Origin of the sequence: Arthrobacter sp. Cr_A7, assembly GCF_029222765.1 — a bacterium.
Classification (GTDB): domain Bacteria; phylum Actinomycetota; class Actinomycetes; order Actinomycetales; family Micrococcaceae; genus Arthrobacter.
This window is the reverse complement of sequence record NZ_JARHXQ010000063.1, coordinates 1-23,871: the sequence shown is the minus strand read 5'-3', so window position 1 is coordinate 23,871 and position 23,871 is coordinate 1. Positions and strand designations below refer to the sequence as shown.

The following is a 23,871-nucleotide window of genomic DNA, read 5'->3' as shown; positions in this document are numbered from 1 at the left end:
CGTGCCGGCACCCAGCTGCCTACCAAAGGATCCCGCCATGCCCGCCCGAGCTGCCGCCGGAAACCGCCCGCCTTCCGTCCGGACCGCTTTCGTTCCCGGCAGCCGGCTGGCCGGCTGGGTGGAGCGGTTCGGCGCCGCGCATGGCGGCTGCGTGCTGCACGATGACGACGACGGGCTGCGGGTCGTGGCTGCCGACGGCGCCGAAGCGCTCCTGCAGGCGCCGTGGCCCGTGGATGGGAGGCCAGGACGCGGGTCGGATGCCGTGGAACGCCTGGCGTCGCTCTCATCGCAGCCCCGCCGGCTTGGTCTCTTGCTGGTTCGCCGTGGCGGTTATGGCCTGGGTATCGCCGCCGAAGGGCAGCTGCTGGCTTCAAAGGCGGGCACACGGTACGTCCAGTCCCGGACGGCGGCGGGCGGCCAGTCCCAGCAGCGCTTCGCCCGGCGCCGGTCCAACCAGGCCGATGCGCTGGTGGAGGCGGTGGCGGTGCAGGCCGCTGAAGTGTTTGGCCGGGGATCCTTCGAATATCTGCTTCCCGGCGGCGACCGGGCGCTGGCGGACCAGGTCCTGGCGCACCCGGCTCTGCAGGAGTACGCCCGCCTGCCGCGGCTGGCCTACCTTGACGTAGCCGAGCCCAAGGCAGCGGTCGTGAAAAAAGCGGCAGCAGATGCCTGTTCCGTTCGGGTGCAGGTGACCGACGCGCAGCCCGGATAGTCAGCAGCCGGTAAGGTGCCGCCTGGGCCGTTCCTGCCGGTAGAGGTAACGTCCCGTTTCCTGGAACCCCGCCTTTGCATAAAGCTCCTGGGCGGCCCGGTTCGCGGCGGTGACCAGCAGCCAGCAGCCTTCCAGCCCCCGTTCGGCCGCGGCCTGCAGCAACGCGTCGAGGATCCGCGTGCCGTGGCCGCGGCGGCGGGCGTCCGGATGCGTGGCCATGCAGTAGATCCCACCCCACCCCAGCGTCTTGTCCGGAAGGGCAAGGCGTCCGACGGCGGCGGGCCGGCCGCCGTCGTCCCGCACGAGGGCGTACAGGGCTGGGCAGCCTTCCAGGATTCCGCGGGCGGTTGCCAGTGCCTCCGCACCACCGCGGCCGTCCACGTCCCACCACACCCGCAGCCATTCATCCGATGGCTGCGCTGAAAGTTCAACGGTGCGGTCAGGCGCCGCCGCAGCCGCCAAAGGCCAGCTTGCCATGATCAGCGTCTCCGACTGCCGCGTAAAGCCCTCCGCATCCAGGAAAGTGTTGAGGGGCGCCGTGCGGGCATCGTCAAAAACCTGGAAGATCACCGGCAGCCGCCGGTTGCGGTACCAGGACCTGGCGTCCCGGAGCAGAACCGGAAAGTGAGGGGAACCGCCGTCGGGAATCCGGCGCGGCCAGATGGAGTTGGCGCGCTGCGTTACTCCATCCGCGGCCCGGAAAACCCAGCCGCCCGATTCGTGCCGTTCCACAGCCGGCCAGGCAGCATCCATGGCCGTCTCGACCGCAAAACGTGTTGTGTGGACGCCCGGCACATTCATCTCCTTCATAAATGGCAGAAGGCTCCCCGGACGTGCCGGGGAGCCTCCTGCCGTATGGCCGTCAGCCGTTACTTGGCGACCGCTTCTGCCTTCTTCACCTCAACGGGCCTGGTGGCCTCAGGCTTGAAGTCGACGCCGGCTTCCTTGCGCTGCTGCGGCGTGATGGGGGCCGGAGCGTCCGTCAGGGGGTCGTGGCCGCCGCCGGACTTCGGGAAGGCGATGACGTCGCGGATGGAGTCCACTCCCGCCAGCAGGGAAACCACGCGGTCCCAGCCGAAGGCGATGCCGCCGTGCGGGGGCGCGCCGTACTTGAACCCTTCAAGCAGGAAGCCGAACTTGGTCTGGGCATCCTCCTTGTCCAGGCCCATCAGCTCAAAGACGCGCTCCTGCACGTCGCGCTGGTGGATACGGATGGAGCCGCCGCCGATTTCGTTGCCGTTGCAGACGATGTCGTAGGCGTAGGACAGCGCGGACTCGGGGTCCTTGTCGAAGGTGTCCAGGAACTCGGGCTTGGGCGAGGTGAAGGCGTGGTGGACGGCAGTCCACTGGCCGGCACCCACCGCCACGTCGCCGGAGGCCACGGCTGCGGCGGCAGGCTCGAACATGGGCGCGTCCACTACCCAGCAGAACGCCCAGGCGCTGGGGTCGATCAAACCGGTGCGGTGTCCGATTTCCACGCGGGCGGCACCCAGGAGTGCACGCGACGGCGTCTTCTCGCCGGCAGCGAAGAAAATGCAGTCGCCCGGCTTGGCGCCGACGGCGTCTGCCAGGCCGGCCCGCTCGGTGTCGGTGAGGTTCTTGGCCACCGGGCCCGCAAGCTCGCCGTCCTCCTTGTACAGGACGTAGGCCAGGCCCTTGGCTCCGCGCTGCTTGGCCCATTCCTGCCAGGCATCCAGGGCACGGCGTGCCTGGGACGCCCCGCCGGGCATCACGACGGCACCCACGTACGGGGCCTTGAAGACGCCGAAGTTGGTGTCCTTGAAGAATTCGGTGAGCTCGGTCAGCTCCTGGCCGAAGCGAAGGTCCGGCTTGTCCGAACCGAAGCGGGCCATCGCATCGGCATAGGTGATCCGCTGGATGGGCGTGGGGATCTCCACATCGATGAGCTTCCACACTGCCTGGACGATGTTTTCGCCCAGCGTGATGATGTCGTCCTGGTCCACGAAGCTGGCCTCGATGTCCAGCTGGGTGAACTCCGGCTGGCGGTCCGCGCGGAAGTCCTCGTCACGGTAGCAGCGGGCGATCTGGTAGTACTTCTCGAAGCCGCCAACCTGCAGGAGCTGCTTGAAAAGCTGCGGCGACTGCGGAAGCGCGTACCACGAGCCCGGGGCCAGGCGTGCCGGAACCAGGAAGTCACGGGCGCCTTCCGGCGTCGAACGCGTCAGCGTAGGGGTCTCAATTTCCACGAACCCGTCCCGGTGGAGCAGTTCGCGGGCCACCCGGTTGGCTTCGGAGCGCAGCCGCAGGTTGCGGCTGGGGCCGGGGCGGCGGAGGTCCAGGTAGCGGTGCTTGAGGCGGGCTTCCTCGCCCACTTCCACGTGCTCGTCGATCTGGAACGGCAGTGGGTCCGAGGTGTTCAGGACCGTAACGTCCTCGGCGATGACCTCGATCTCACCGGTGGCAAGCGCCGGGTTCTCATTGCCTTCCGGCCGCTTGGAAACGGTGCCCTTGATCTGCAGGACGTACTCGTTGCGCAGGCCGTGGAAGACCTCTTCCTCGCGGACCACAACCTGGGCCACGCCCGAAGCATCGCGCAGGTCAACGAATGCCACACCACCGTGATCACGGCGGCGGCCCACCCAGCCGGCCAGGGTTACGGTTTGTCCAATGTGCTCGGAACGAAGGGATCCGAGGTCATGTGTGCGCAGCACAGCACACCTTTCTAGAGAGAACAGAAGGAAAGCAGTGGGAATTTAAAAGGAACCACTCCAGGAACAGTCCCGTCCGAGTTTACCCGCTGGACGGCCGCTGTCACCGCACGGCGGACCCGGGGCGGACGAACCGTCTTAGACCGCGGTTGCCACCTGGGCTGCCGTGGCCACCTGGACGGTGAGGTCCTCCGACGGCGGCGCCCAGGTTTCGGGCGCGGCTGCCACCTGCTCCCCCGACCGGATGTCCTTGACCTGGTGAGTGCCGTCGTCGTCCGTGAACCAGACGAACGGGATGCCGCGCCGGTCAGCGAACTTGATCTGCTTGCCGAACTTCTCCGCCTTGGCGGCCACCTCGGTGGGGATGCCGCGGCTGCGCAACTGCGCTGCCACGTCCTGGGCTGCGTCCCAGCTGTCATCGCTCGCCAAAGCCACCAGCACCGCGGTAGGCACCGAACGGGAAGCCTTGGCCAGGTCCTGGCTCAGGATGCGGGAGACCAGCCGGGTAACGCCGATGGACAACCCGACGCCCGGGAACTTCCGGTTGCCTTTGGATGCCAGGGCGTCGTAACGGCCGCCGGAGCAGATGGAGCCCAGCTGCTCGTGGCCCACCAGGACGGTTTCCACCACTGTTCCCGTGTAGTAGTCAAGGCCGCGGGCGATGCTGAGGTCTGCCACCACCTTGCCGGGAGCCCGCCGGACAGCGGCGTCGATCACCTGTTCCAGCTCGTTCAGGCCTTCGTCCAACAGGTCATTGCTGACGCCCAGCGTCCGGACCTGGGCCACGAAAGAGGTGTCCTCAGTGCGGATACCGGCCAGCTGCAGCGCCTTCTGGGCCTGCTCATCGGTGGCACCCAGTTCTTCCTGCAGCAGTTCCGCCACCTTGGCCGGGCCCACCTTTTCGAGCTTGTCGATGCTGCGCAGCACGCCGGCGGTGTCCTCAAGGCCGATGCCCCGGTAGAAACCTTCGGCGAGTTTGCGGTTGTTGATCCGCAGCCTGAAGTCCGGGATGGGCAGCGCGCTGAGCGCCTCCGCGATCACCAGGGCGATCTCAACGTCGTAGCGGAAGGGCAGTTCACCGTCGCCCACCACATCGATGTCCGCCTGCGTGAACTCGCGGGCACGGCCTTCCTGCGGACGCTCACCCCGCCACACCTTCTGGATCTGGTAGCGGCGGAACGGGAACGCCAGGTAGCCGGCATTCTCCACAACGTACCGGGCGAAGGGGACGGTCAGGTCGAAGTGCAGTGCAAGCGCGTGCGGATCGGCTTTGCCTCCCTTGACGGGGTTGGCGCCTTCGTCCTCCTGGAGCCGGCTGAGCCCGTACACTTCCTTGTCGATTTCACCCTTGCGCAGCAGCTGGCCCACCGTCTCCACGGCGCGGGTCTCGATGGAGCCGAACCCGTGCAGTTCGAAGACCCGGCGCAGGGTGTCCAGGACATGGAGTTCCACCAGCCGCTCCTCGGGAAGCCACTCGGGGAATCCGGACAGGGAGGCGGTGCGTGCCATGGAAGTTCTCCTCTTGGTGCGCCGGATGCAGCCGCATTTCGCCCGCTGTGGGCGCGGAACCGCGGCAGTCCAGCCAGTCATGCATAAACTATGTGCGGCAGTCAGTTTATGCGTCATCCGTGTGCATCTCTAATGCGCCGGACCGGCAGGGCTCGGCCGTCAGAAAACTGTGCCTGCGGCCTTCATGTCCGCTGCGCAGCAGCCCGACAACCAGATGGCGCAGCAGCCCGACAATGAGGAGGACCCTTGGCGGCCAGTTCACGCAGTGCCCGCGAAGCCAAACGGCGTATCCAGCAGATGGAAGCCAAGCGCGAGCTGAGGCGGGACCAGGAGAAGCGGCGCAAGCGCGACAACCTCGTGGCCGCCGGTGCCGGAACCGCCGCCGTGGTGCTCGCCGTCGTCCTCCAGCTCACTGCCTTCGCCGGCAACCCGACTGAGGACGAATTCGCTGCAGCCGAGGCCGGCCTGACCGATCCGTCAGCCTCGGCTGACCCCTCTGCCAGCACGTCAGCCCCACCCACCAATGGCCCCAACATCCCGGCCGCTGATACCGCCGCCGGCAAGACCTTCACCGGTGACCTGGTCCTGAACGGAAGCCCGCTGGGTGTGGAGCTGGACGGCACCAGCGCCCCGCAGGCTGCGGCGGTCTTCAAGTCCCTCAGCGATGAGGGCTTCTACAACGGAAAGACCTGTCACCGGCTCACCACCGCGGATGCGTTCGGCGTCCTGCAGTGCGGCTCGCCCACGGGCGACGGGCAGGGCGATCCCAATTACACCTGGGGGCCACTGGAAAACACGCCGGCTGACAATACCTATCCTGCGGGCACCATCGCCGTGGCCAGGACAGGCAACAACGCCTACGGCAATGGCACGCAGTTCTTCATCGTCTACAAGGACACTGCCATCCCGGCTGACTCGGCAGGGGGTTACACGGTGGTCGGAAGGGTGACGTCGGGACTGGACGTGGTGTCGAATATTGCTGCCGCAGGGATCACGCCGGGCAGCAGCGACACAGACGGCGCGCCTGTTGAACCAGTCACGATAGACTCGTTTTCTCTGAAGTAGGAAGCCGGGCCAACGTGGCCGCGGTGCAGAACGTGAGTATTTCCCTCCAAGCGAAAGACTTTTAGCGGTGACAGACAGTCAGAAATCCGACGAAACAGCAACAGACCTGACCGAAGCGGCGGCCAACGCCACGGACCTCGCAGGAACTGAAGCAGCCAGCACACCGGAAACGGAAGTACCCGCCGAGGTCCCTGCAGAAGACGGTACCCCCGCCGCGGAGGCCGTCGAAGCGCCGGCCGAGGAGGCCCCGGCCGATGAAGCTCCGGCCGAAGAAGCTCCGGCCCAGGAGGCCCCGGCCGAGGAAAGCCCCTCCGCCGAGGTTCCCGAAACCGCCGCCGCGCCTGCACCGGCCCCCGGCCCCCGGCCGTCCGCCCCGTCCCCCGCAGCCTTCGCCTCCCGTCCCAAGCCGGCAGCAGCAGCGCCGGCCGTGGCTCCGGTCCAGGCACCGCCGGCCACGTCGCTGGCAGAGGCCTCGAAGTGGGGACGCGTGGAAGGTGACGGGCACGTCTTCCTGACCATCGACGGCCGCGAGCACCCCGTGGGCCAGTACCCCGGCGTGAGCGACGACGAGGCCCTGGCGTACTTTGCGCGGAAATACGACGACGTGGTGGCCCAGATTGTGCTGCTTGAACAGCGCGTCAGCTCCAAGGCCCCCAGCACCGACATGCAGAAAACCGTGACGCACCTGCGGGAGCAGCTCGCCGAACGGAACATGGTGGGTGACCTGCGCGCTGCCGAGGCGCGGCTGGACAGCCTTTCTACGCAGATCTCCGAACTCGAAAAGGCGGAGAAGGCCGAGCACGACGCCGTCCGGGCGTCCGAGCTTGCTGCCCGCGAAGCCATCGTGGCTGAAGCCGAGCAGATCTCCGGCCAGGACCCGGCACAGACACAGTGGAAGACATCCAGCGCGCGCATGAACGAGCTGTTTGAGAGCTGGAAGGCTGCGCAGAAGAGCGGCGTCCGCCTGGGCCGCAGCAACGAAGACGCCCTGTGGAAGCGGTTCCGCGCCGCGCGCACCGTTTTCGACCGCCACCGCAGGGCCTACTTCTCCCAGCTGGACAGCAACAACTCCTCGGCCAAGGCTGCGAAGGAAAAGCTGATTGCCGAAGCTGAGGCGTTGTCCACGTCCACCGACTGGGGATTCGCTGCCGGTGAGTACCGCCGCCTGATGGACCAGTGGAAGGCTTCCCCGCGGGCTAGCCGCAAGGACGACGACGCTCTGTGGGCCCGTTTCCGTGCCGCGCAGGATGTGTTCTTCACGAACCGGCAGGCCGCCAACGACGAGATCGACCAGGAGTACGCCGCCAACCTCACCGTCAAGGAAGCCCTCCTGACGGAAGCCAACGCAATCCTTCCGGTCAAGGACCTTGCAGCCGCCAAGAAGGCACTGCAGTCCGTCCGCGACCGTTGGGAAGAAGCCGGCAAGGTGCCGCGCGCCGATATGGGCCGCATCGAGGCCGGGCTCCGCAAGGTTGAGGACGCCGTGCGCCACGCCGAGGAAGAGCAGTGGCAGCGGTCCAACCCGGAGCGTAAGGCACGCACCAACAGCGCCCTGTCCCAGCTCGAGTCCGCCATCGCCGGCCTGCAGGATGACCTGGCCAAGGCGGAAAAGAGCGGTGACCAGCGCAAGATCAAGGCTGCGCAGGAAGCCCTCGAGGCCCGCCAGGCGTGGCTTGACCAGATCCAGCGTTCGGCCAGCGAGCTCTCCTGACCTTCCGGCTGTTCCTTTAGCGGACAGGCCCGGTCCCGGTTTTCCACAAAACCGGAACCGGGCCTGTTCCCGTTAAAGGGGTTCGCGGCAGGATGGACGGATGGCGACACCATCGTTTCATTCCACTGCCGCAGCAGGCATTGACCCGCCCCCGGGCGGTTCCACAGCGGCGCCCCGCTTTCCCGAGCTGTATGCGCCGGGCATGCCCTTTGCCTTGCCGGAACTGCAGTCGCTTGCGTCGGACGGACTGCTTGCCCGCTTCCATCAGCATGGCTACACCCTGCCGGAAGTGCTGGCCTCCCCGCAGCTGCGGGCAAGGGCTGCTGCGTCCGCCGTTCCTGCATCCGTGAGGCAACGGGTGGTGGCGGGCCGCATGACGGCGGCCTGGATCTACGGCTGCGCAGCCGAGCCGGACCGTCTTGCACTGCTGGTGGATGCCAAGCGGCGGGTCTCGAGCCTGCGCAATACCAGGGGCTGCACCCTCCACGAGGTCAAGCTGGGGCCGTTCGACGTCGTCAGCCTGGGCGGCCTGATGGTGTCCAGCCCGTTGCGGACGGCACTGGACGTCGCGCTGCACGTCGACGCTGAGCGCGCCGTGCCCACGCTTGAGCGGTTACTGGCCCGACCGCAGAAGGACGTGCGGCTGCGGCTGCTGGTCCTCGCAATTGAGGCATCGCCGCGGGTGCCGCACAAAAGGGCGGCACTGGACAAGCTGGCCCGGCTAGCTCCGGCGCTTGTTCCCAGTGGTGCGGTAGACGTCAAAGACACCGTCGATCCGGCGGACGGCGCTGAGGACGTGGCTCAGGTACTTGGGGTCGCCCATCTCGAAGGCGAACTTTGAGATGGCCACACGATCGGTGGATGTGTGGACGCTGGCGGCAAGGATGTTCACGTGGTTTTCCGAAAGCACCCGGGTCACGTCGGACAGCAGGGACTTGCGGTCCAGGGCTTCCACCTGGATCTCAACGAGGAACACGCTTGACTGGGTGGGTGCCCAGTCAACGTCGACAATCCGGTCCGGCTGGTCCTTAAGGTCCGAAATGTTGGTGCAGTCCGTCCGGTGCACGGATACGCCCGAGCCGCGGGTCACGAATCCCAGGATGGGGTCGGGCGGGACAGGGGTGCAGCAGCGCGCCAGCTTGACCCAGACGTCGCCGACGCCGCGGACCACCACTCCGGAATCCGAGAACCGCGCCTTGGTGACCTGGGTGGGGATGCTGACTTCGGAGATGTCGTCGTCGGCGCTCTCGTTGCCGCCGAGGCTTTCGACGAGCTTCTCCATCACCGACTGGGCGGAGGTGTGGCCGTCGCCCACTCCGGCGTAGAGGCCGGAGATGTCCACGTACTTGAATTCTTCGGCAACCGCTGCCAGGGCCTCGTGCGTCATCAGGCGCTGCAGGGGAAGGTTCTGCTTCCGCATGGCCCGGGTCAGGAGTTCCTTGCCGCGGTCGATCGCCTCTTCGCGGCGTTCCTTGCTGAACCATTGCCGGATCTTGTTCCGGGCACGTGCGCTCTTGACGAAGTGCTGCCAGTCCTGGCTGGGCCCGGCGCCTTCGGCCTTGGACGTGAAAATTTCCACCCAGTCGCCGTGGTTCAGTTCGCTGTTGAGCGGAACCAGCTTCCCGTTGACGCGCGCGCCGATGGTGCGGTGTCCGACTTCCGTATGGACCGCATAGGCGAAATCGACAGGGGTGGAGCCGGCCGGAAGTGCCATGACCTCACCCTTGGGGGTGAAAACGAACACCTCGCGGGCGTTGATCTCGAAGCGCAGGGAGTCCAGGAACTCGCCCGGATCCGAGGTCTCCTGCTGCCAGTCCACCAGGGAGCGGAGCCAGCCCATGTCGCCGTCACGGGGGCTGCCGGGGCCCACGGCGGTACGGTTGGGCTGGTCCTTGTACTTCCAGTGTGCTGCCACACCGTATTCCGCCCGGCGGTGCATTTCGTGGGTCCGGATCTGGATTTCCACGGGCTTGCCGCCGGGGCCGATTACCGTGGTGTGCAGCGACTGGTACATGTTGAACTTGGGCATCGCAATGTAGTCCTTGAACCTGCCGGGCAGCGGGTTCCAGCGCGAATGCATCGTGCCCAGGGCTGCATAGCAGTCCCGGACGGAGTCCACCAGGACGCGGACGCCCATGAGGTCGTTGATGTCGTCGAAGTCCTTGTCACGGACAATCATCTTTTGGTAGATCGAATAGTAGTGCTTGGGCCGTCCCGTGATGGTGGCCTTGATCCGGGCGGTGCGCAGGTCCTCGGTGATCTGGTCGCGGATGACGCTCAGGCTCTTCTCGCGCTCGGGAGTCCTGTCCCCCACCATCCGCACGATCTCTTCGTATACCTTCGGGTACAGTGCGGCGAAGGAGAGGTCCTCCAGCTCCCACTTGATGGTGTTCATGCCCAGGCGGTGCGCCAGCGGAGCGAAGATCTCCAGGGTTTCACGGGCCTTGCGTGCCGACGATTCGGCGGAGACAAAGCGCCAGGTGCGGGCGTTGTGCAGCCGGTCGGCCAGTTTGATCATCAGGACACGGATGTCCTTGGCCATCGCAACAACCATCTTGCGGACCGTTTCGGACTGGGCGGCCTCGCCGAAGCTGACCTTGTCCAGCTTGGTGACGCCGTCAACCAGCATGGCCACTTCGGGGCCGAAGTCCCGCTTCAGGTCAGCGAGGGTGTAGGGGGTGTCCTCTACGGTGTCGTGCAGGAGGGCAGCTGCCAGGGTGGTTCCGCTGAGCCCCAGCTCGGCGAGGATGGTGGCCACTGCCACGGGGTGGGTAATGTACGGATCGCCGCTTTTCCGTTTCTGGCCCCGGTGGCTCTGCTCCGCGACGTCGAACGCGCGCTGGATGAGGTCGAAGTCCTCTTTGGGGTTGTTGGCCCGTACGGTCCTCAGCAGCGGCTCGAGGATGGGCGAATAGGTAGCGGTGCCGCGCCCGGTCAGGCGGGCCAGCCTGGAGCGGGTGCGCTCCCTGCGTCCGGGGAATGTGGGGCGGGACCCCGAGTTGTCAACGGGCACCAATGAGCCTGGGCGCGCTGATGCCGCAACCCCGGTTTGTACACCGGCAGGATTCTTGTCTCCCTGTGCCGTTGGCGCCGACGCCGAACGTTCTTCCAATGAAGCACCCCTCACCACCGTCTTAATTACCTCAGTCTATTCCCCGCGGCGGCGACTTTTATAACCGGCCCCTAAATGTGCCGAAGGAACAGGCAAGGGCCGGACACCTGTGGTGTCCGGCCCTTGCTGGCTTTCAGGCAATCAGCCTGGGGTGTTGCGCCCGTTCGTGGGATTGCGCCTGTTCAGGCCTGGGCAGGTTCAGCCGAAGCGGGCCGCTCCGTGGTGCTGGCCCGGCGGTGCTCCACGCGCTTGGCCTGCCTGACAAGGTCCGGTTCGTTCTGCCGCAGCCAGGCGTACATCGGGGCAGCGACGAAGATCGTGGCGGCCGTGCCGATGAGGATACCGACAAACAGCGCCAGCGAAAGGTCGCGGAGAGTACCCGCACCCAGCAGGCCTGCACCGATGAACAGGATGGCACCCACCGGGAGGATGGCCACCATCATGGTGTTGATCGAGCGGACCAGAGTCTGGTTCACGGCGAGGTTGACTTCCTCCGCGAACGTGCGGCGCGTTGAAGCGTCCAGTTCTGCCGTATTTTCGCGGATCTTATCGAACACCACCACGGTGTCGTAGAGCGAGTAGCTCAGGACGGTGAGGAAGCCGATGATGGCCGACGGCGTCACTTCGAAGTCACTGAGGGCATAGACGCCGGCCGTGATGAACATGGTCACCGCCATGCCCGCGATCGCCGAAAGCGACATCTTCCAGGTCCGGAAGTAAAGTGCCATCAGCACGGCGGCCAGCAGCACGAAGATCACCAGGCCGATCAGTGCCTGCTTGGTGACGTCGGCGCCCCAGGTGGGTCCCACGAAGGTCGAGGTCACCTCGTTGTCGGTGACGCCGTACGCTGTGGTCAGGCCCTCCTTGATCCGGAGTGTCTCATCATCCGTGAGCTTGTCCGTCTGGATCCGCATGGTGGTTCCGGCCACGTTGGCCACGCGGGGAACACTGCCCTCCACCACGTCCGTGACGGCTTTCTCGCCCAGGGCTGCGTCCGTGGTCTTCACGTTGGAGACCGTGAACTCGGATCCGCCCCGGAATTCAATGCCGAGGTTGAAGCCGCCCTTGGCCACCGGGATGATGATGGACAGGGCCACCGCGACGGCGGCGATGATGAACCAGATTTTCTTGGAACCCACAAAGTTGTAGGAACGCTTTCCGGTGTAGAGCTCGTTACCGAAGTTGGCGAAGCCGGACATTACTTGTTCTCCTTCGCTGCGGTTTTCGAGGAGCCGGCAAGCTGCTCCTGCTTCTCCGCCAGGCGGCGTTCCGCGATGGTCATCCTGCGTTCAGCTTCCGCCGCCGCGCCGGCGTTCTTGGCACGGACCACGGACGGCTTGTCCTCGGGGGTGCGCAGGCGTCCGGCACCGCGGTACAGCGGCACGGCCCCGAGGCGCTTGGGGTCAAGGCCGGACAGCGGGTGGCCCTCGCCGAAGAACCTGGTGCGGGCGAGCAGCTGCAGCGTGGGGTGCGTGAACATGAACACCACGATGAGGTCGGCGATGGCGGTCAGGCCCAGGGTGAAGGCGAATCCGCGGACGTTGCCCACTGCTACGAAGTACAGGACCAGCGCGGCCAGCAGGTTGACTGCCTTGGAGGCAAGCACGGTGCGCTTGGCCCGCTTCCAGCCGTTCTCGACGGCGGACACCAGGCCGCGGCCTTCGCGCAGCTCATCGCGGATGCGTTCGAAGTAGACGATGAAGGAGTCCGCTGTCTGGCCGATGGCAACGATGATGCCGGCGACGCCGGCCAGGGACAGGCGGTAGTTTTCCGTCCAGCCGAGGATGGCGATGGCCAGGTAGGTGAGGACACCGGCCACCACCAGGGAGGCGATGGTGACGAAGCCCAGCGCCCGGTATTGGAAGAGCGAGTAGACCACCACCAGCAGGAGCCCGATCAGGCCGGCCAGAAGGCCCATGCGCAGCTGTTCGCCACCCAAAGTGGCGGAAATCTGCTGCTCGCTCTGGATTTCGAAGCTGATCGGAAGGGCGCCGAACCGGAGCTGGTCCGAAAGTGCCTTGGCCGTCTGCTCGGTGAAACCGCCTGTGATCTGCGGACGGCCGTCCGTGATGACAGCCAGCGAACGGGGTGCGGAGATGACCTGGTCGTCCAGGACAATGGCGAACTGGGCCTTGGGGTCGGTGCCCGATTCCCCGCCGGCGGCCACGTAGAACTGGTTCAGGCGTTCGGTGACTTCCTTGAACTTGGCCGTTCCCTCGTCGTCGAACTGGATATTGACTGCCCAGTCGTTTGTGACGGCTCCCTGTGCGCCCTGCTGCAGCTGGAAGGACGAGGTGACAATGTTGCTGCCCTTGACCTCAACCGGACCCAGGATGTACTTGATGGCAGGCGTGGTGTCAGTGGCGGGTTCGCAGGTGACCAGCGGCTTGGCCGGGTCGGAGCGTTCCTGCTCGTCCTGCGACGGATTGTCGCAGTCCAGGGTCTCGAACTGGCGGTAGATCTCGGGCGTGATCCAGTTGATGTCGCTGCTGTTGGCGGGCTCGGCCGTTGGCTTGGGCAGCTGGTCTTCGGGCGCCCGGGACTCCTCGGGGACCGGCGCACCGGCTCCGTTGAGGAGCACGGGGCGGAAGTTCATGTCAGCGGACGCCTGGATCAGGTCGCGGGTCTGGCTGGAGGGGGTTCCGGGAAGGCTGACCACCACGTTGCGCCCGGACTGGGTGCTGATCTCGGCTTCGGCGACGCCTGAGCCGTCAACCCTTTGGCGGATGATGGCCACCGCCTGGTTGAGCTGCTCTTCGTTGATGTCCGAACCGCCCTCGACCTTCGGCGCCAGGATCATCTGGGTTCCGCCTTCGAGGTCCAGAGCCAGCTTGGGCGCCCAGCTTGCCTGCCCGGCCAGGATGCCGCCGGCCAGGACGGCGGTCAGCGCGGCGATGAGTACACCGAGCCAGACCAGGACCCTGAGGCCTGGTTTCTTGGGGCCAGTTCGTGCCATTGTCGATCTTTCTCTTATTCACGGAGGAACCGCCGGTGCCTGCTGTTGCGTGCACCGGCGGTGATCCGCTGCGGTAGAGGTGAAAAGCGGTGCGGGACTAGATGTCCTTTTTGCCCTCGTCGTTGAGGCGCTTCAGGGTTTCGTCCGGCGTCTCCGCCGGCACAGCGGTGCTTCCGCTGTCCTGGACGGTGAGGGAAGAGGCATCGTCGGGCACGGCGGGCGATTCGGCTTCCGGCACCGGTACTGCGGCCGGCTCCACGATCTTGGTGACGGCCTGGCGGTGCACGGTGGCCAGGTTGCCGGGGGAAAGCTCAAGGGTGACCTTGTTCTCGGCCTCGTCAATGCTCACGATCCGGCCAAAGAGGCCGAAGCTGGTCATAACGTCGACGCCCGGGGCGAACTTCGACTGGAGCTCCGCCTGCTGCTGCTGCGTCTTCTTGTTGCGGCGGAACATCATGAAGATGAACACGCCGAGCATGACGAACAGGAGAATTGACATTAGATCCAAGGGGAATTCCGTCCTTTTATTTTTAGCTAGCTGAATTTCCAGCAACATCGGCTTCGCTCCGGCCGGGGCAGGACCCTCAGGCAGGCAGAGGCCTGACCGGTTCCTTCCCCAGCGACGCAGGGGGCCGGTGCCACCCACGAAACAGAGACCCGAACGTGCCGGGCGTCATACCAGTCTAAAGGGAAAAGCTGAAGGGAGCCTGCTATTGGCTTTCCGGAGCCCAATCCCCTGCCGCTTCGTCGCTGCCCGTCCCGGGGTCGAACAGGTCCAGCTGCTCCTGTGCGAAGACACCGGACGGGATGGCATAGCCGAGGTGCGTCCAGGCCGGGGCCATGGCGATCCGGCCCCGCGGGGTGCGGCCAAGAAGCCCTTCACGGACCAGGAAGGGCTCGGCCACCGTTTCCACGGTTTCGGTTTCTTCGCCGACGGCGATGGCCAGGGTGGAAAGCCCCACTGGTCCCCCGCCGAACTTGGTGATGAGCGCCTCAAGCACCGAACGGTCCAGGCGGTCCAGCCCCTTCTTGTCCACCTCGTACATGTCCAGGGCAGCGGAGGCTGCCCTTGCGTCGATTTGTTCGATGCCATGGACCAGCGCCCAGTCCCGGACGCGGCGCAGCAGCCTGTTGGCGATACGGGGCGTTCCGCGTGAACGGCCGGCGATTTCGGCGAAGCCGGCTGAGTTCACCTTCAGGTCCAGCAGCCCGGCCGAGCGGCGCAGGACGAGCTCCAGTTCGGACACGGAGTAGAACTCCAGGTGTCCGGTGAAGCCGAACCTGTCGCGCAGCGGCCCGGGAAGCAGCCCGGCACGGGTTGTTGCACCCACCAGCGTGAACGGGGGCAGTTCCAGCGGGATGGCCGTGGCGCCGGCGCCCTTGCCCACCACGACGTCCACCCGGAAGTCCTCCATGGCCATGTAGAGCATCTCTTCGGCCGGGCGGGACATACGGTGGATTTCGTCGAGGAACAGGACCTCGCCCTCGGACAGCGAGGAGAGGATGGCCGCGAGGTCGCCGGCGTGCTGGATGGCGGGACCGCTGCTGATGCGCAGGGGGGCGTTCATCTCGGACGCGACAATCATGGCAAGGGTGGTCTTGCCCAGGCCGGGCGGCCCGGAGAACAGCACATGGTCTGCGCTGCGGCCCCGCATGCGTGATGCCTGCAGAACCAGCGAGAGCTGTTTCCGCACCCGGTGCTGGCCCACGAAGTCGTGCAGGTTCTTGGGCCGGAGGGCGGCTTCGATGGCACGTTCCTCCGGCTCCTCCCCCGCCGCCACCAGCGACGGTTCAGCCACGGCTGCCTACACGGTTGCCGGCGCGCGCCCCGTCCTGGCCGAGCCAGCGCAGGGTGGTCCGCAGAATCTCGGGGACGTTGCCGCGGAAGGAGACCTCGGGATCGTCCGCCAACGCCTTGTCGATGCTGGTTGACGCGTCCTTTTCAGACCAGCCGAGGCTGGTCATGGCTGCAACCACCTGCGGCTTCCAGGCGGCTTCGGCGGCGGTGGGCGCCGCTGCTGAACCGGCGGTGCCGTGCGGGACGAGCTTTCCGGCCAGTTCCAGCACGATCCGGCCTGCCACCTTGGGACCGATGCCGGGCACTTTGGTGAAGGTCTTGCTGTCGCCGGTGTGGGCTGCAACCCGGATGGCCTCGGGATCATGGACTGCCAGGACAGCCAATGCCAGCCTGGGGCCCACTCCGCTGACGCTGAGCAGCACGTCGAACACTTCGCGTTCATCGTCGGAGGCGAAACCAAAAAGGGTGAGGGAATCCTCCCGGACGATCAGGGAGGTGAACAGCTTTCCTTCCTCACCGGTGCGCAGGCCACTGAGGGTCTGCGGGGTGGCGTAGACGCTCATCCCGGCACCGTTGAGGTCAATCACGGCCGTGGACAGGCCTACGTGCGCTACGGTTCCGCGGAGGAAACTGATCAAAGCCGGGCTCCTGGTGTCTGCCGGGCTTCTGGTAAAGAGCCGGCTATCCGAACATATTTACGAATACCCTAGCAAGGGGCAGGGACATTCAGCGTGCGCGCCGCGCCTTGGCTTCAGCCTCTGCCCATGCCCGCTGCGCCGGAGTGAGCGATGAACTCCCGGGGCCCGTCGTGGCCACGGATGCGCCACTGCCAGCACGCCAGGCGTGGGTGATGGCAAGGGCGAGGGCGTCCGCGGCGTCGGCGGGGCGTGGCGGGGCGTCCAGGCGGAGGATCTTGGTGACCAGCTTGGTGACCGCGTCCTTGTTGGACGAACCGCTGCCCGTCACTGCCGCCTTGACCTCGGACGGCGTGTGCAGGGCAACGGGAATCCCGCGGCGGGCCGCGGCGGCGATCACCACCCCGGACGCCTGGGCCACGCCCATCACGGTGCTGACATTGAGTTGGGAAAAGACGCGCTCGACGGCGAGCACCTGCGGCTCGTAGCGGTCCAGCCACTCATCGATGGCCAGGGCGATCACGAGGAGGCGCTGGTCAAGAGTCTCTTCCGGGGAGGTTCCCACCACACCGACCGCAACCATGGTGGCCCGCCTGTTGCGTTCGACATCCACCACACCGATTCCGCAGCGGGTGAGGCCGGGGTCCACGCCCAGTACGCGCAGCGTCACGGGCGCAGGACTTCAGCAGGCAAGGCCAAACATCACTCGGATTCCAGGGCGGCCTGGACTTCGTCAGTGAGGTCGGCGTTGCTGTAGACGTTCTGCACGTCGTCGAGGTCCTCAAGGGCATCGGCGAGCTTGAGGAACTTGCGGGCACCGTCGACGTCCAGCTCCACCTGCATGGACGGCACGAACTCCACCTCGTCGGTGTCGTATTCGATGCCGGCTTCCTTCAGCGCCTCTCGGATGGCAGGCAGGTCGCCGGGCTCGGAGTGGATTTCGAAGGTGTCGCCGTTGTCCTTGACTTCCTCGGCGCCGGCATCCAGGACCGCCATCAGGACGTCGTCCTCGCTGAGTCCGTTCTTCGGCAGGTTCACCACGCCCTTGCGGGTGAAGAGGTAGCTGACGGAGCCGGGATCGGCGATGGTGCCGCCGTTGCGCGAGATAGCGAGGCGGACCTCGGAGGCGGCGCGGTTCTTGTTGTCCGTCAGGCACTCGATCAGCAGGGCAGAGCCCTGCGGGCCGCGGGCTTCGTACATGATCTCGGTGTAGTCCACCACTTCGCCGGTAAGGCCGGCCCCGCGCTTGATGGCGCGGTCGATGTTGTCATTGGGGACGGACGTCTTCTTCGCCTTGGTGACCGCCAGTTCCAGGCCGGGGTTGCCCGCGAGGTCCGGGCCGCCCATCCGGGCTGCAACTTCGATGTTCTTGATCAGCTTGGCGAACGACTTTGCGCGGCGGCTGTCAATGATCGCCTTCTTGTGCTTGGTCGTCGCCCATTTGGAGTGGCCTGACATGCTTTACGCTTCTCCTCTGATCATGCGGATAAAAAGTTCGTGTACGCGTTTTTCGCCAGTCACTTCCGGGTGGAAGGAGGTGGCCAGCAGGTGGCCGGAACGCACTGCAACAATTCTAGCCGTCCCGGGCAGCGGGACAGCGTGGGACGCGTGCTCGGGGTCGGCCGGTTCCACCTGTGCCAGGACTTCCACGTCCCGGCCAACCCGTTCCACCCACGGCCCGCGGATGAAGACGGCGTGGACCGGGGCGACGCCCGAATCCGTGGCGCTGAAATCCAGGCCCTTGAACTCAAGGTCCGCCTCGAAGGACTCACGCTGGCGGCCGAAGGCGTTGCGCCGGACAGTGATATCCAGGCCGCCGAATGTCTGCTGCGGATTGCCGGCGAGGTCAGTGGCGGGGTCGGCGATGTCAGAGGCCAGCAGGATCATGCCTGCACAGGATCCGTAGACGGGCAGTCCCTCGGCAATGCGCTCCCGCAGCGGTTCCGCCAGGTCGAAGGCACGGGCCAGTTTGTCGATCGCCGTTGATTCGCCGCCGGGAATGATCAGTCCGTCCAGTCCGTCCAGTTCCTTGGGACGGCGGACGCTGACGCCCTTGGCGCCGGATGCCTCCGCTGCCCGAAGGTGCTCGCGGAAATCGCCCTGGAGCGCCAGCACGCCGATCCGCAGGCCTGCGCCAAGGCGCGCCGAAGCAGCTGAAAGGGAATTTGTCATCCATCCAGCATACGGGGACCGCGCACTTCTGCCCGTCGGGGAAGCACCCCGGCGGCGGTTGCATGCCGCTGCTGGGATATATTCGAATCATGTTTTCCTTCAGTGTTCCGCTCGGCAAGCTGGTCCGCCGGGCGTCCCGGCTCCGGGGCGGCGGTTCCGCCCTGCCGGGCCTGGTGGTCGAAAAAATCGACCCCGGCTTCATGCGGCGGACGCTCAGCACCCTCCCCCACGGTGTCGCCGTCGTCAGCGGTACCAACGGCAAAACCACCACAACCAAAATGGTGGTGGAACTGCTGGAGAGCCAGGGTCTCAAGGTCTTCACCAACCGCACCGGCAGCAACTTCACGCGCGGCGTCGCCGCTGCCCTGTTGGGCGAGGTGGACTGGCGGGGCAGGCTTAAAGCCGATATCGCGGTCCTGGAGCTGGATGAGGCGCACGCCGTCCACTTCGTCAACAGCGTGCCCCCGCGCTACTGCCTCCTGCTTAACGTCCTTCGCGACCAGCTGGACCGGTTTGGTGAAATCGATAAGACGGCGCAGCTGCTCCAGCACATCGCCGCCAAGACCACCGGGACGGTTGTTCTCAACCGTGAAGACCCCCGGGTGGCCAGGATCGCCGAGACCCTCACCGGGCAGGAAGTCAGGTACTTCGGCCTGGACGATTCGCTGCTGGGGACGTTCCCCAACGACGACGACATGCGCGCTGCCCCCGGAAGCCCCGCCCCGGCGGGGCTTCCGGAAAAGCCCGCCGCCGACGTCGTACTCCGAAAGGTTGGCGCGGACAGCGCCGATTTTGAGTACGACGGCGTCACGGTCACCACCGGGATGAAGCTCCGGGGGGTGTACAACATCTTTAACGCGGCCGCTGCCCTGACCCTGGCGCGGAGCATCTGCGGCAGCGGAGCGGCCACTGCGGACCACGAATCCCTGCTGGAGGCCTTGTCCCAGGTTGCGCCTGCCTTCGGCCGCGGCGAAAGCCTCACGGTGGACGGCCAGCCCCTGGACCTGGTGCTGGTCAAGAACCCCAGCGGTTTCCGGCTGGGCCTCAAGTCCTTCCCCGCCCGCGGCTACGCCACGATGATCGCCATCAATGACAACTACGCCGACGGCCGCGACATGTCATGGCTGTGGGACGTGGAGTTCGACTCCCTCCGCGAGGAGGGCGTGGACCAGCTGACCGGATCCCGGGCGTATGACATGGCGCTCCGGCTGCAATACGACGACGTCCCTACCGGCGCGGTGCAGCCGGAGATCGCGCCGGCACTGGCTGCGTTCATCCGGGAGGCCCAGGGCAAGCCCAAGCGCATCTTCTGCACCTACACCGCCATGTTGGCCATCCGCCGTGAACTGTCCAAAATCACCACCGTGGAGGTTGTCTCTTGAGCACTGGAACACCCGCCGCGGCTGAGGGCAAGGGCACGCTCCGGGTGGTGCAGCTCTACCCGCGCGACATGAACATCTACGGCGACTGGGGCAACGCCCTGGTCCTGCAGCGGCGCATCGGCTGGCACGGTTACACGCCCGAACTGCTTGAATACAACGTCGGTGATCCTTTTCCCGATGACGTGGACATCATCGTGGGCGGCGGCGGCCAGGACAGCGGGCAGCTGGTCATCCAGGACGACCTGCAGTCAAGGGCGGGCGCTCTCAAGGACCTGGCGGAGGACGGCGCTCCCATGCTGGTTATCTGCGGGCTGTACCAGCTGTTTGGCCAATTTTTCAAGACCCGCACAGGCGCCGTGATCCCCGGTATCGGCATCCTTGACGTGGAAACCCACGGCACCGACGAACGCCTGATCGGAAACGTCAAGGTATCGACGCCCGAGTTCGGTGAAGTCCTCGGCTACGAAAACCACAGCGGCCAGACGACGCTGGGCAGCGGGGTCCGTCCGCTCGGCACCGTGGCCAAGGGGACCGGCAACAACAGCAACGACGGTCACGAAGGAGCCCGCTACCGCAACATCGTGGCCAGTTACCTGCACGGTTCGCTGCTGCCGAAAAACCCTGCCATTGCCGATTTCCTGATCCGCACCGCAGCTGAACGGAAGTTCGGAACGTTTGAGCCCGGCCAGCCGGATGACCGGTTCGCTGAACTGGCGAGGGAGCACGCGGCGCGCCGGCCGCGCTGAGCTGTTACGGCCCGCGGGTGATGAGGAGTTCGTGCGCGCCGGCGGCCGGCGCGCCCATCGACTCCACTACGGCCACCGTCCGCTGCCGGGTTGCGGCGTCGGCTTCCGGTCCCGCGCACGGTCCTTGCGGCGCGTCCGCGGCCACCGAGCACCACCGGTAAGGGTCGCGGACCATAACTGAGGGCGCCCAGGCGAGGTCCGTGGCAGTCCACCTGCCGGAAGCATCCTGGCCGAACTGGGCGCGGACCAGCAGGCCTTCATTGTTGACCACATGCCAGGGTGAGAGCTCGGTGACGCCGTTGCCCAGCCCGTACACGATCCAGGTGCCCTTGTAGTTTTCGATCGGCAGCACCGAGTGGGTGTGGTGCCCGTAGATTAGGTTGAACTGCCCGCTGTCCACCAGGGCGTGCGCCACGTCCTGCTGCTGCATGTTCGGTTGGCTGGCGTACTCGTCGCCCGCGTGCATGGCTCCCAGGACGATATCCGCACCCAGTTCCCGGGCTTTTTCGGCCTTGGCAATCATGGCCGGCGCGTCCAGCATGTCCACCTGCCAGGGGTGCTCCGCAATGAGCCCGTTGAGCCCATAAGTCGCCTGGATGACAGCCACTTTTGCGGCTGGTGTCTGCAGGATCAAAATCCCCTGGGACTCCGTTTCCGTACGGTACGAGCCTGTGTGCTTGAGGCCCGCGGCGTCCAGCGCGTCGAGGGTCCGCAGCAGCCCGTCCGTGCCGCGGTCGATGGTGTGGTTGCTCGCCGTGGTGCACGCCTGGTAGCCCACCGCTTTGGAGGCTGTGATGATGTGGGGCGGGACGTTGAAGGACGGATAGGCGGAGAAGGGCCCCTCCGGGACCGCCACGGGTGTCTCCTGGTGGCAGATGGCAAGGTCGCTGTTGTTGATGTAGCGGCGATGGCCCTCCAGCAGGGGCACGAAGTCCAGGCCTGGCTTGCCGGCGGCAGCGGCGTCCTGCTGTGCCTGCTGCCAGAGCTCGGCGTGGACCAGCATGTCGCCAGTGACCAGCACGGACGTACAGCGGAGGACGGGGCAGTCCGGGCCCTTTCCGGGCGTGGGAGTGGGCGTGGGCGTGGCTGGCGGGGTGGTACCGGACGCTGTCCCTGCCACCGGCGCTGTTACGGCGGAGGGGGAACCCGCCGGTGCGGACGGAGTCCCGTCCTGCTCGGCGAGCAGCCCGCAGCCTGCCAGCGCACCGGTCAGCCACAGTGCTCCGGCCAATGACATCGCCAAGACGCGGGCGCTGATGCGCCCCGGCCCCTTGCCGGCTACGGTCCCCATAGCCGTCATTCTAAAGAGGTCAGCGCCCCGGGGGGGTGATATTTCCCCACATTGAGAAGCGTGCCTTGCTGTGAAAGGTTTACCCCATGACGACGAACCCCCTTCTGGTCCCCAGTCCCCTGCCGTACGGGCTTCCGCCTTTTGACGCGATTGATGCCTCGCATTACTCGGACGCCCTCGAGGCCGGGCTTGCCGAACATCTGGCCGAAATCCGGGCGATCGTGGACGATCCGGCACCGGCAGACTTCGACAACACAGTGGTGGCGATGGAACGGTCCGGGCGGCTCCTGGAGCGTGCAGCCGCGGCATTCTTCACGCTGGTGTCCGCAGATGCTTCGGAGCAGATCCGCACCCTCGAGACCGAATGTTCACCCCGGTTCTCGGCGCACCAGGACGAGATCTTCCTGAACCGGGCCCTGTTCGAGAGGTTTTCGGCGGTTGATGCGTCCGCGTGTGACCCCGAGTCCGCCCGCCTGGTCGAGGAGTATCTGAAGGAGTTCCGGCAGTCCGGCATCCAGCTCGACGGTCCCGGACGGGAACGGCTAATGGCGATCAATGCCGAACTTGCCCGCCTCGGTACCGAATTCGGCCAGCGGGTCAAGGAAGGCATGAAGTCCGCGGCTTTGCTCCTGGACAGCGCCGGGGAACTCGCGGGCCTGCCGGCGGATGATGTTGCCGCCGCAGCCGAAGCGGCCCGGGCAGCGGGCCATGAGGGCAAATTCCTTCTCACACTCATTCAGCCCGGTAACCAGCCGGCCCTGGCAGCGCTCGAGGACAGGGACGTCCGCCGTCGTCTTTTTGAGGCTTCGGTGGCCCGCGGCAGCAGCGGGGGAAGCCTTGACGTGCTTGATCTGGCACGGTCCATGGCCGGCCTGCGGGCGGAGAAGGCTTCCCTCCTGGGCTTTGCCAACTACGCCGAGCTGGTGGTGGACCGCCAGACCGCACCGGACTTCGGGTCCGTCCAGTCGATGCTGAACCGGCTGGCACCGGCAGCTGTCCGTAACGCGGACACCGAGGCCGCTGCGCTGGCAGACGTTGCCGGCCATCCGCTGGAGGCCTGGGACTGGGCCTACTATTCGGCCAAGGTCCGCCGGGAAAAGTACGACGTCGATGAGCAGGCGCTCCGCCCGTACTTTGAGCTGGACCGGGTGCTGACCGATGGGGTGTTCTTTGCCGCGACGTCCCTGTACGGCATTACGTTCCATGAGCGGACGGACCTGCCCGGCTACCACCCGGACGTCCGGGTCTGGGAGGTCCGCAACGAGGACGGCAGCGGGCTGGGCCTCTTCCTGGGCGACTACTACAGCCGGGAGTCCAAGCGTGGCGGAGCATGGATGAATTCCCTGGTGGACCAGTCGGCCCTGCTCGGGACCCGGCCCGTGGTCATCAACAACCTGAACATCTCCAAGCCGCCGGCTGGCGAACCCACACTGCTGACCCTGGACGAGCTCCGCACGGCGTTCCACGAATTTGGGCATGCCCTGCACGGTCTCTTCTCCAACGTCACGTATCCGCGGTTTTCCGGCACGTCCGTGCCCCGCGACTTCGTGGAGTACCCCTCGCAGGTGAATGAAATGTGGATCATGTGGCCGGAAGTGCTCTCAAACTATGCCCGGCACCACGCCACGGGCGAGCCGCTTCCCCGGGATGTTGTGGAGCGGCTCAACGAATCCCGGCTGTGGGGTGAAGGCTTCGCCACCACCGAATACCTGGGCGCCGCGCTGCTGGATCTGGCGTGGCATGTGCTGGAGCCCGGCAATGTGCCGGAGGACGCGCTGGAGTTTGAGGCGAAGGCCCTCGCCGCCGCGGGAATTGCCCATCCCCTGATCCCGCCGCGGTACCGGACGGGCTACTTCCAGCACGTCTTTGCCGGCGCCGGTTACGCCGCAGGCTACTACTCCTATATCTGGAGCGAAGTGCTGGACGCCGAAACGGTGGACTGGTTCACCGAGAACGGCGGCCTCACCCGCGCCAACGGCGAACGCTTCCGCCGGGAGCTGCTGTCCCAAGGCAACAGCCGCGACCCGCTGGAGTCCTTCCGAACCCTCCGCGGCCGCGAAGCAAGACTGGAACCGCTGCTAAAGCGCCGCGGCCTCGAGTAGTCCGAATCGAT

At 66.2% G+C, this 23,871-nt stretch carries 20 protein-coding genes; 7 read left to right on the top strand and 13 right to left on the bottom strand.

Annotated features, from left to right (window positions below; genetic code table 11):
• Positions 1–37: 37 nt before the first annotated feature.
• Positions 38–712: an acVLRF1 family peptidyl-tRNA hydrolase gene (locus P2Q66_RS03670; protein ID WP_079596217.1), complete on the top strand. Its 675-nt coding sequence runs from the start codon at positions 38–40 to the stop codon at positions 710–712.
• Here P2Q66_RS03670 and P2Q66_RS03665 read toward each other — a convergent pair whose 3' ends face one another.
• The 3 genes from P2Q66_RS03665 to hisS form a co-directional block, all read right to left on the bottom strand.
• Positions 713–1,522, bottom strand: a complete 810-nt coding sequence (locus P2Q66_RS03665) for a GNAT family N-acetyltransferase (protein ID WP_275725633.1) — start codon at positions 1,520–1,522, stop codon at positions 713–715.
• A gap of 59 nt (positions 1,523–1,581) precedes the next feature.
• Positions 1,582–3,384, bottom strand: a complete 1,803-nt coding sequence (gene aspS / locus P2Q66_RS03660) for an aspartate--tRNA ligase (RefSeq protein WP_079596219.1) — start codon at positions 3,382–3,384, stop codon at positions 1,582–1,584.
• A gap of 135 nt (positions 3,385–3,519) precedes the next feature.
• Entirely contained in the window at positions 3,520–4,890 is a 1,371-nt protein-coding gene (gene hisS / locus P2Q66_RS03655; protein WP_275725632.1) for a histidine--tRNA ligase, read from the bottom strand.
• 246 nt (positions 4,891–5,136) lie between these two features.
• On the opposite strand from hisS, the gene P2Q66_RS03650 reads away from it, so the two are divergent.
• The 3 genes from P2Q66_RS03650 to P2Q66_RS03640 all read left to right on the top strand — a co-directional run bounded on the left by P2Q66_RS03650 (position 5,137) and on the right by P2Q66_RS03640 (position 8,507).
• Positions 5,137–5,955 (top strand): peptidylprolyl isomerase, encoded by an 819-nt coding sequence (locus P2Q66_RS03650; protein WP_079596221.1) that lies wholly within the window; start codon positions 5,137–5,139, stop codon positions 5,953–5,955.
• 67 nt (positions 5,956–6,022) lie between these two features.
• On the top strand, positions 6,023–7,666 hold the full coding sequence (locus P2Q66_RS03645) for a DUF349 domain-containing protein (protein WP_275725631.1): 1,644 nt from the start codon (positions 6,023–6,025) through the stop codon (positions 7,664–7,666).
• Positions 7,667–7,766: 100 nt separating this feature from the next.
• Entirely contained in the window at positions 7,767–8,507 is a 741-nt protein-coding gene (locus P2Q66_RS03640; RefSeq protein ID WP_275725630.1) for a type IV toxin-antitoxin system AbiEi family antitoxin, read from the top strand.
• Here P2Q66_RS03640 and P2Q66_RS03635 read toward each other — a convergent pair.
• The 9 genes from P2Q66_RS03635 to pdxT all read right to left on the bottom strand — a co-directional run bounded on the left by P2Q66_RS03635 (position 8,388) and on the right by pdxT (position 18,339).
• Positions 8,388–10,778, bottom strand: coding sequence for a bifunctional (p)ppGpp synthetase/guanosine-3',5'-bis(diphosphate) 3'-pyrophosphohydrolase (locus P2Q66_RS03635; protein WP_079596223.1), 2,391 nt, complete (start codon positions 10,776–10,778; stop codon positions 8,388–8,390). The genes P2Q66_RS03640 and P2Q66_RS03635 overlap by 120 nt on opposite strands.
• Before the next feature lie 182 nt (positions 10,779–10,960).
• Entirely contained in the window at positions 10,961–11,977 is a 1,017-nt protein-coding gene (secF, locus tag P2Q66_RS03630) for a protein translocase subunit SecF (RefSeq protein WP_115525737.1), read from the bottom strand.
• Positions 11,977–13,734 carry a protein translocase subunit SecD gene (gene secD, locus P2Q66_RS03625; RefSeq protein WP_275725628.1) on the bottom strand — a complete coding sequence of 586 codons (1,758 nt, stop codon included), beginning with the start codon at positions 13,732–13,734 and terminating at the stop codon, positions 11,977–11,979. Before secD ends, secF begins: the two co-directional genes overlap by 1 nt.
• A 97-nt stretch (positions 13,735–13,831) precedes the next feature.
• Positions 13,832–14,233, bottom strand: coding sequence for a preprotein translocase subunit YajC (gene yajC, locus P2Q66_RS03620; RefSeq protein WP_079596226.1), 402 nt, complete (start codon positions 14,231–14,233; stop codon positions 13,832–13,834).
• A 211-nt stretch (positions 14,234–14,444) separates the two neighbouring features.
• A complete protein-coding gene (ruvB, locus tag P2Q66_RS03615; RefSeq protein WP_275725627.1) occupies positions 14,445–15,533 on the bottom strand; it encodes a Holliday junction branch migration DNA helicase RuvB in 1,089 nt (362 codons plus the stop codon).
• A complete protein-coding gene (gene ruvA / locus P2Q66_RS03610) occupies positions 15,526–16,170 on the bottom strand; it encodes a Holliday junction branch migration protein RuvA (protein WP_079596228.1) in 645 nt (214 codons plus the stop codon). Before ruvA ends, ruvB begins: the two co-directional genes overlap by 8 nt.
• Before the next feature lie 88 nt (positions 16,171–16,258).
• A complete protein-coding gene (gene ruvC / locus P2Q66_RS03605) occupies positions 16,259–16,837 on the bottom strand; it encodes a crossover junction endodeoxyribonuclease RuvC (RefSeq protein ID WP_079596229.1) in 579 nt (192 codons plus the stop codon).
• A 32-nt stretch (positions 16,838–16,869) separates the two neighbouring features.
• Positions 16,870–17,625, bottom strand: a complete 756-nt coding sequence (locus P2Q66_RS03600; RefSeq protein ID WP_079596230.1) for a YebC/PmpR family DNA-binding transcriptional regulator — start codon at positions 17,623–17,625, stop codon at positions 16,870–16,872.
• Positions 17,626–17,628: 3 nt separating this feature from the next.
• On the bottom strand, positions 17,629–18,339 hold the full coding sequence (gene pdxT, locus P2Q66_RS03595; protein WP_275725623.1) for a pyridoxal 5'-phosphate synthase glutaminase subunit PdxT: 711 nt from the start codon (positions 18,337–18,339) through the stop codon (positions 17,629–17,631).
• 89 nt (positions 18,340–18,428) lie between these two features.
• On the opposite strand from pdxT, the gene P2Q66_RS03590 reads away from it, so the two are divergent.
• Both P2Q66_RS03590 and P2Q66_RS03585 read left to right on the top strand, forming a co-directional pair.
• Positions 18,429–19,721, top strand: a complete 1,293-nt coding sequence (locus P2Q66_RS03590; protein WP_275725621.1) for a Mur ligase family protein — start codon at positions 18,429–18,431, stop codon at positions 19,719–19,721.
• On the top strand, positions 19,718–20,467 hold the full coding sequence (locus P2Q66_RS03585; RefSeq protein ID WP_275725619.1) for a glutamine amidotransferase: 750 nt from the start codon (positions 19,718–19,720) through the stop codon (positions 20,465–20,467). Before P2Q66_RS03590 ends, P2Q66_RS03585 begins: the two co-directional genes overlap by 4 nt.
• Positions 20,468–20,471: 4 nt before the next feature.
• Here P2Q66_RS03585 and P2Q66_RS03580 read toward each other — a convergent pair whose 3' ends face one another.
• Complete coding sequence (locus P2Q66_RS03580) at positions 20,472–21,758, bottom strand: CapA family protein (protein WP_275725617.1); 1,287 nt, start codon at positions 21,756–21,758, stop codon at positions 20,472–20,474.
• Positions 21,759–21,844: 86 nt separating this feature from the next.
• On the opposite strand from P2Q66_RS03580, the gene P2Q66_RS03575 reads away from it, so the two are divergent.
• The gene (locus P2Q66_RS03575) at positions 21,845–23,860 is read left to right on the top strand and encodes a M3 family metallopeptidase (protein WP_275725616.1); all 2,016 of its coding nucleotides are present in this window, start codon (positions 21,845–21,847) and stop codon (positions 23,858–23,860) included.
• Positions 23,861–23,871 lie beyond the last annotated feature (11 nt).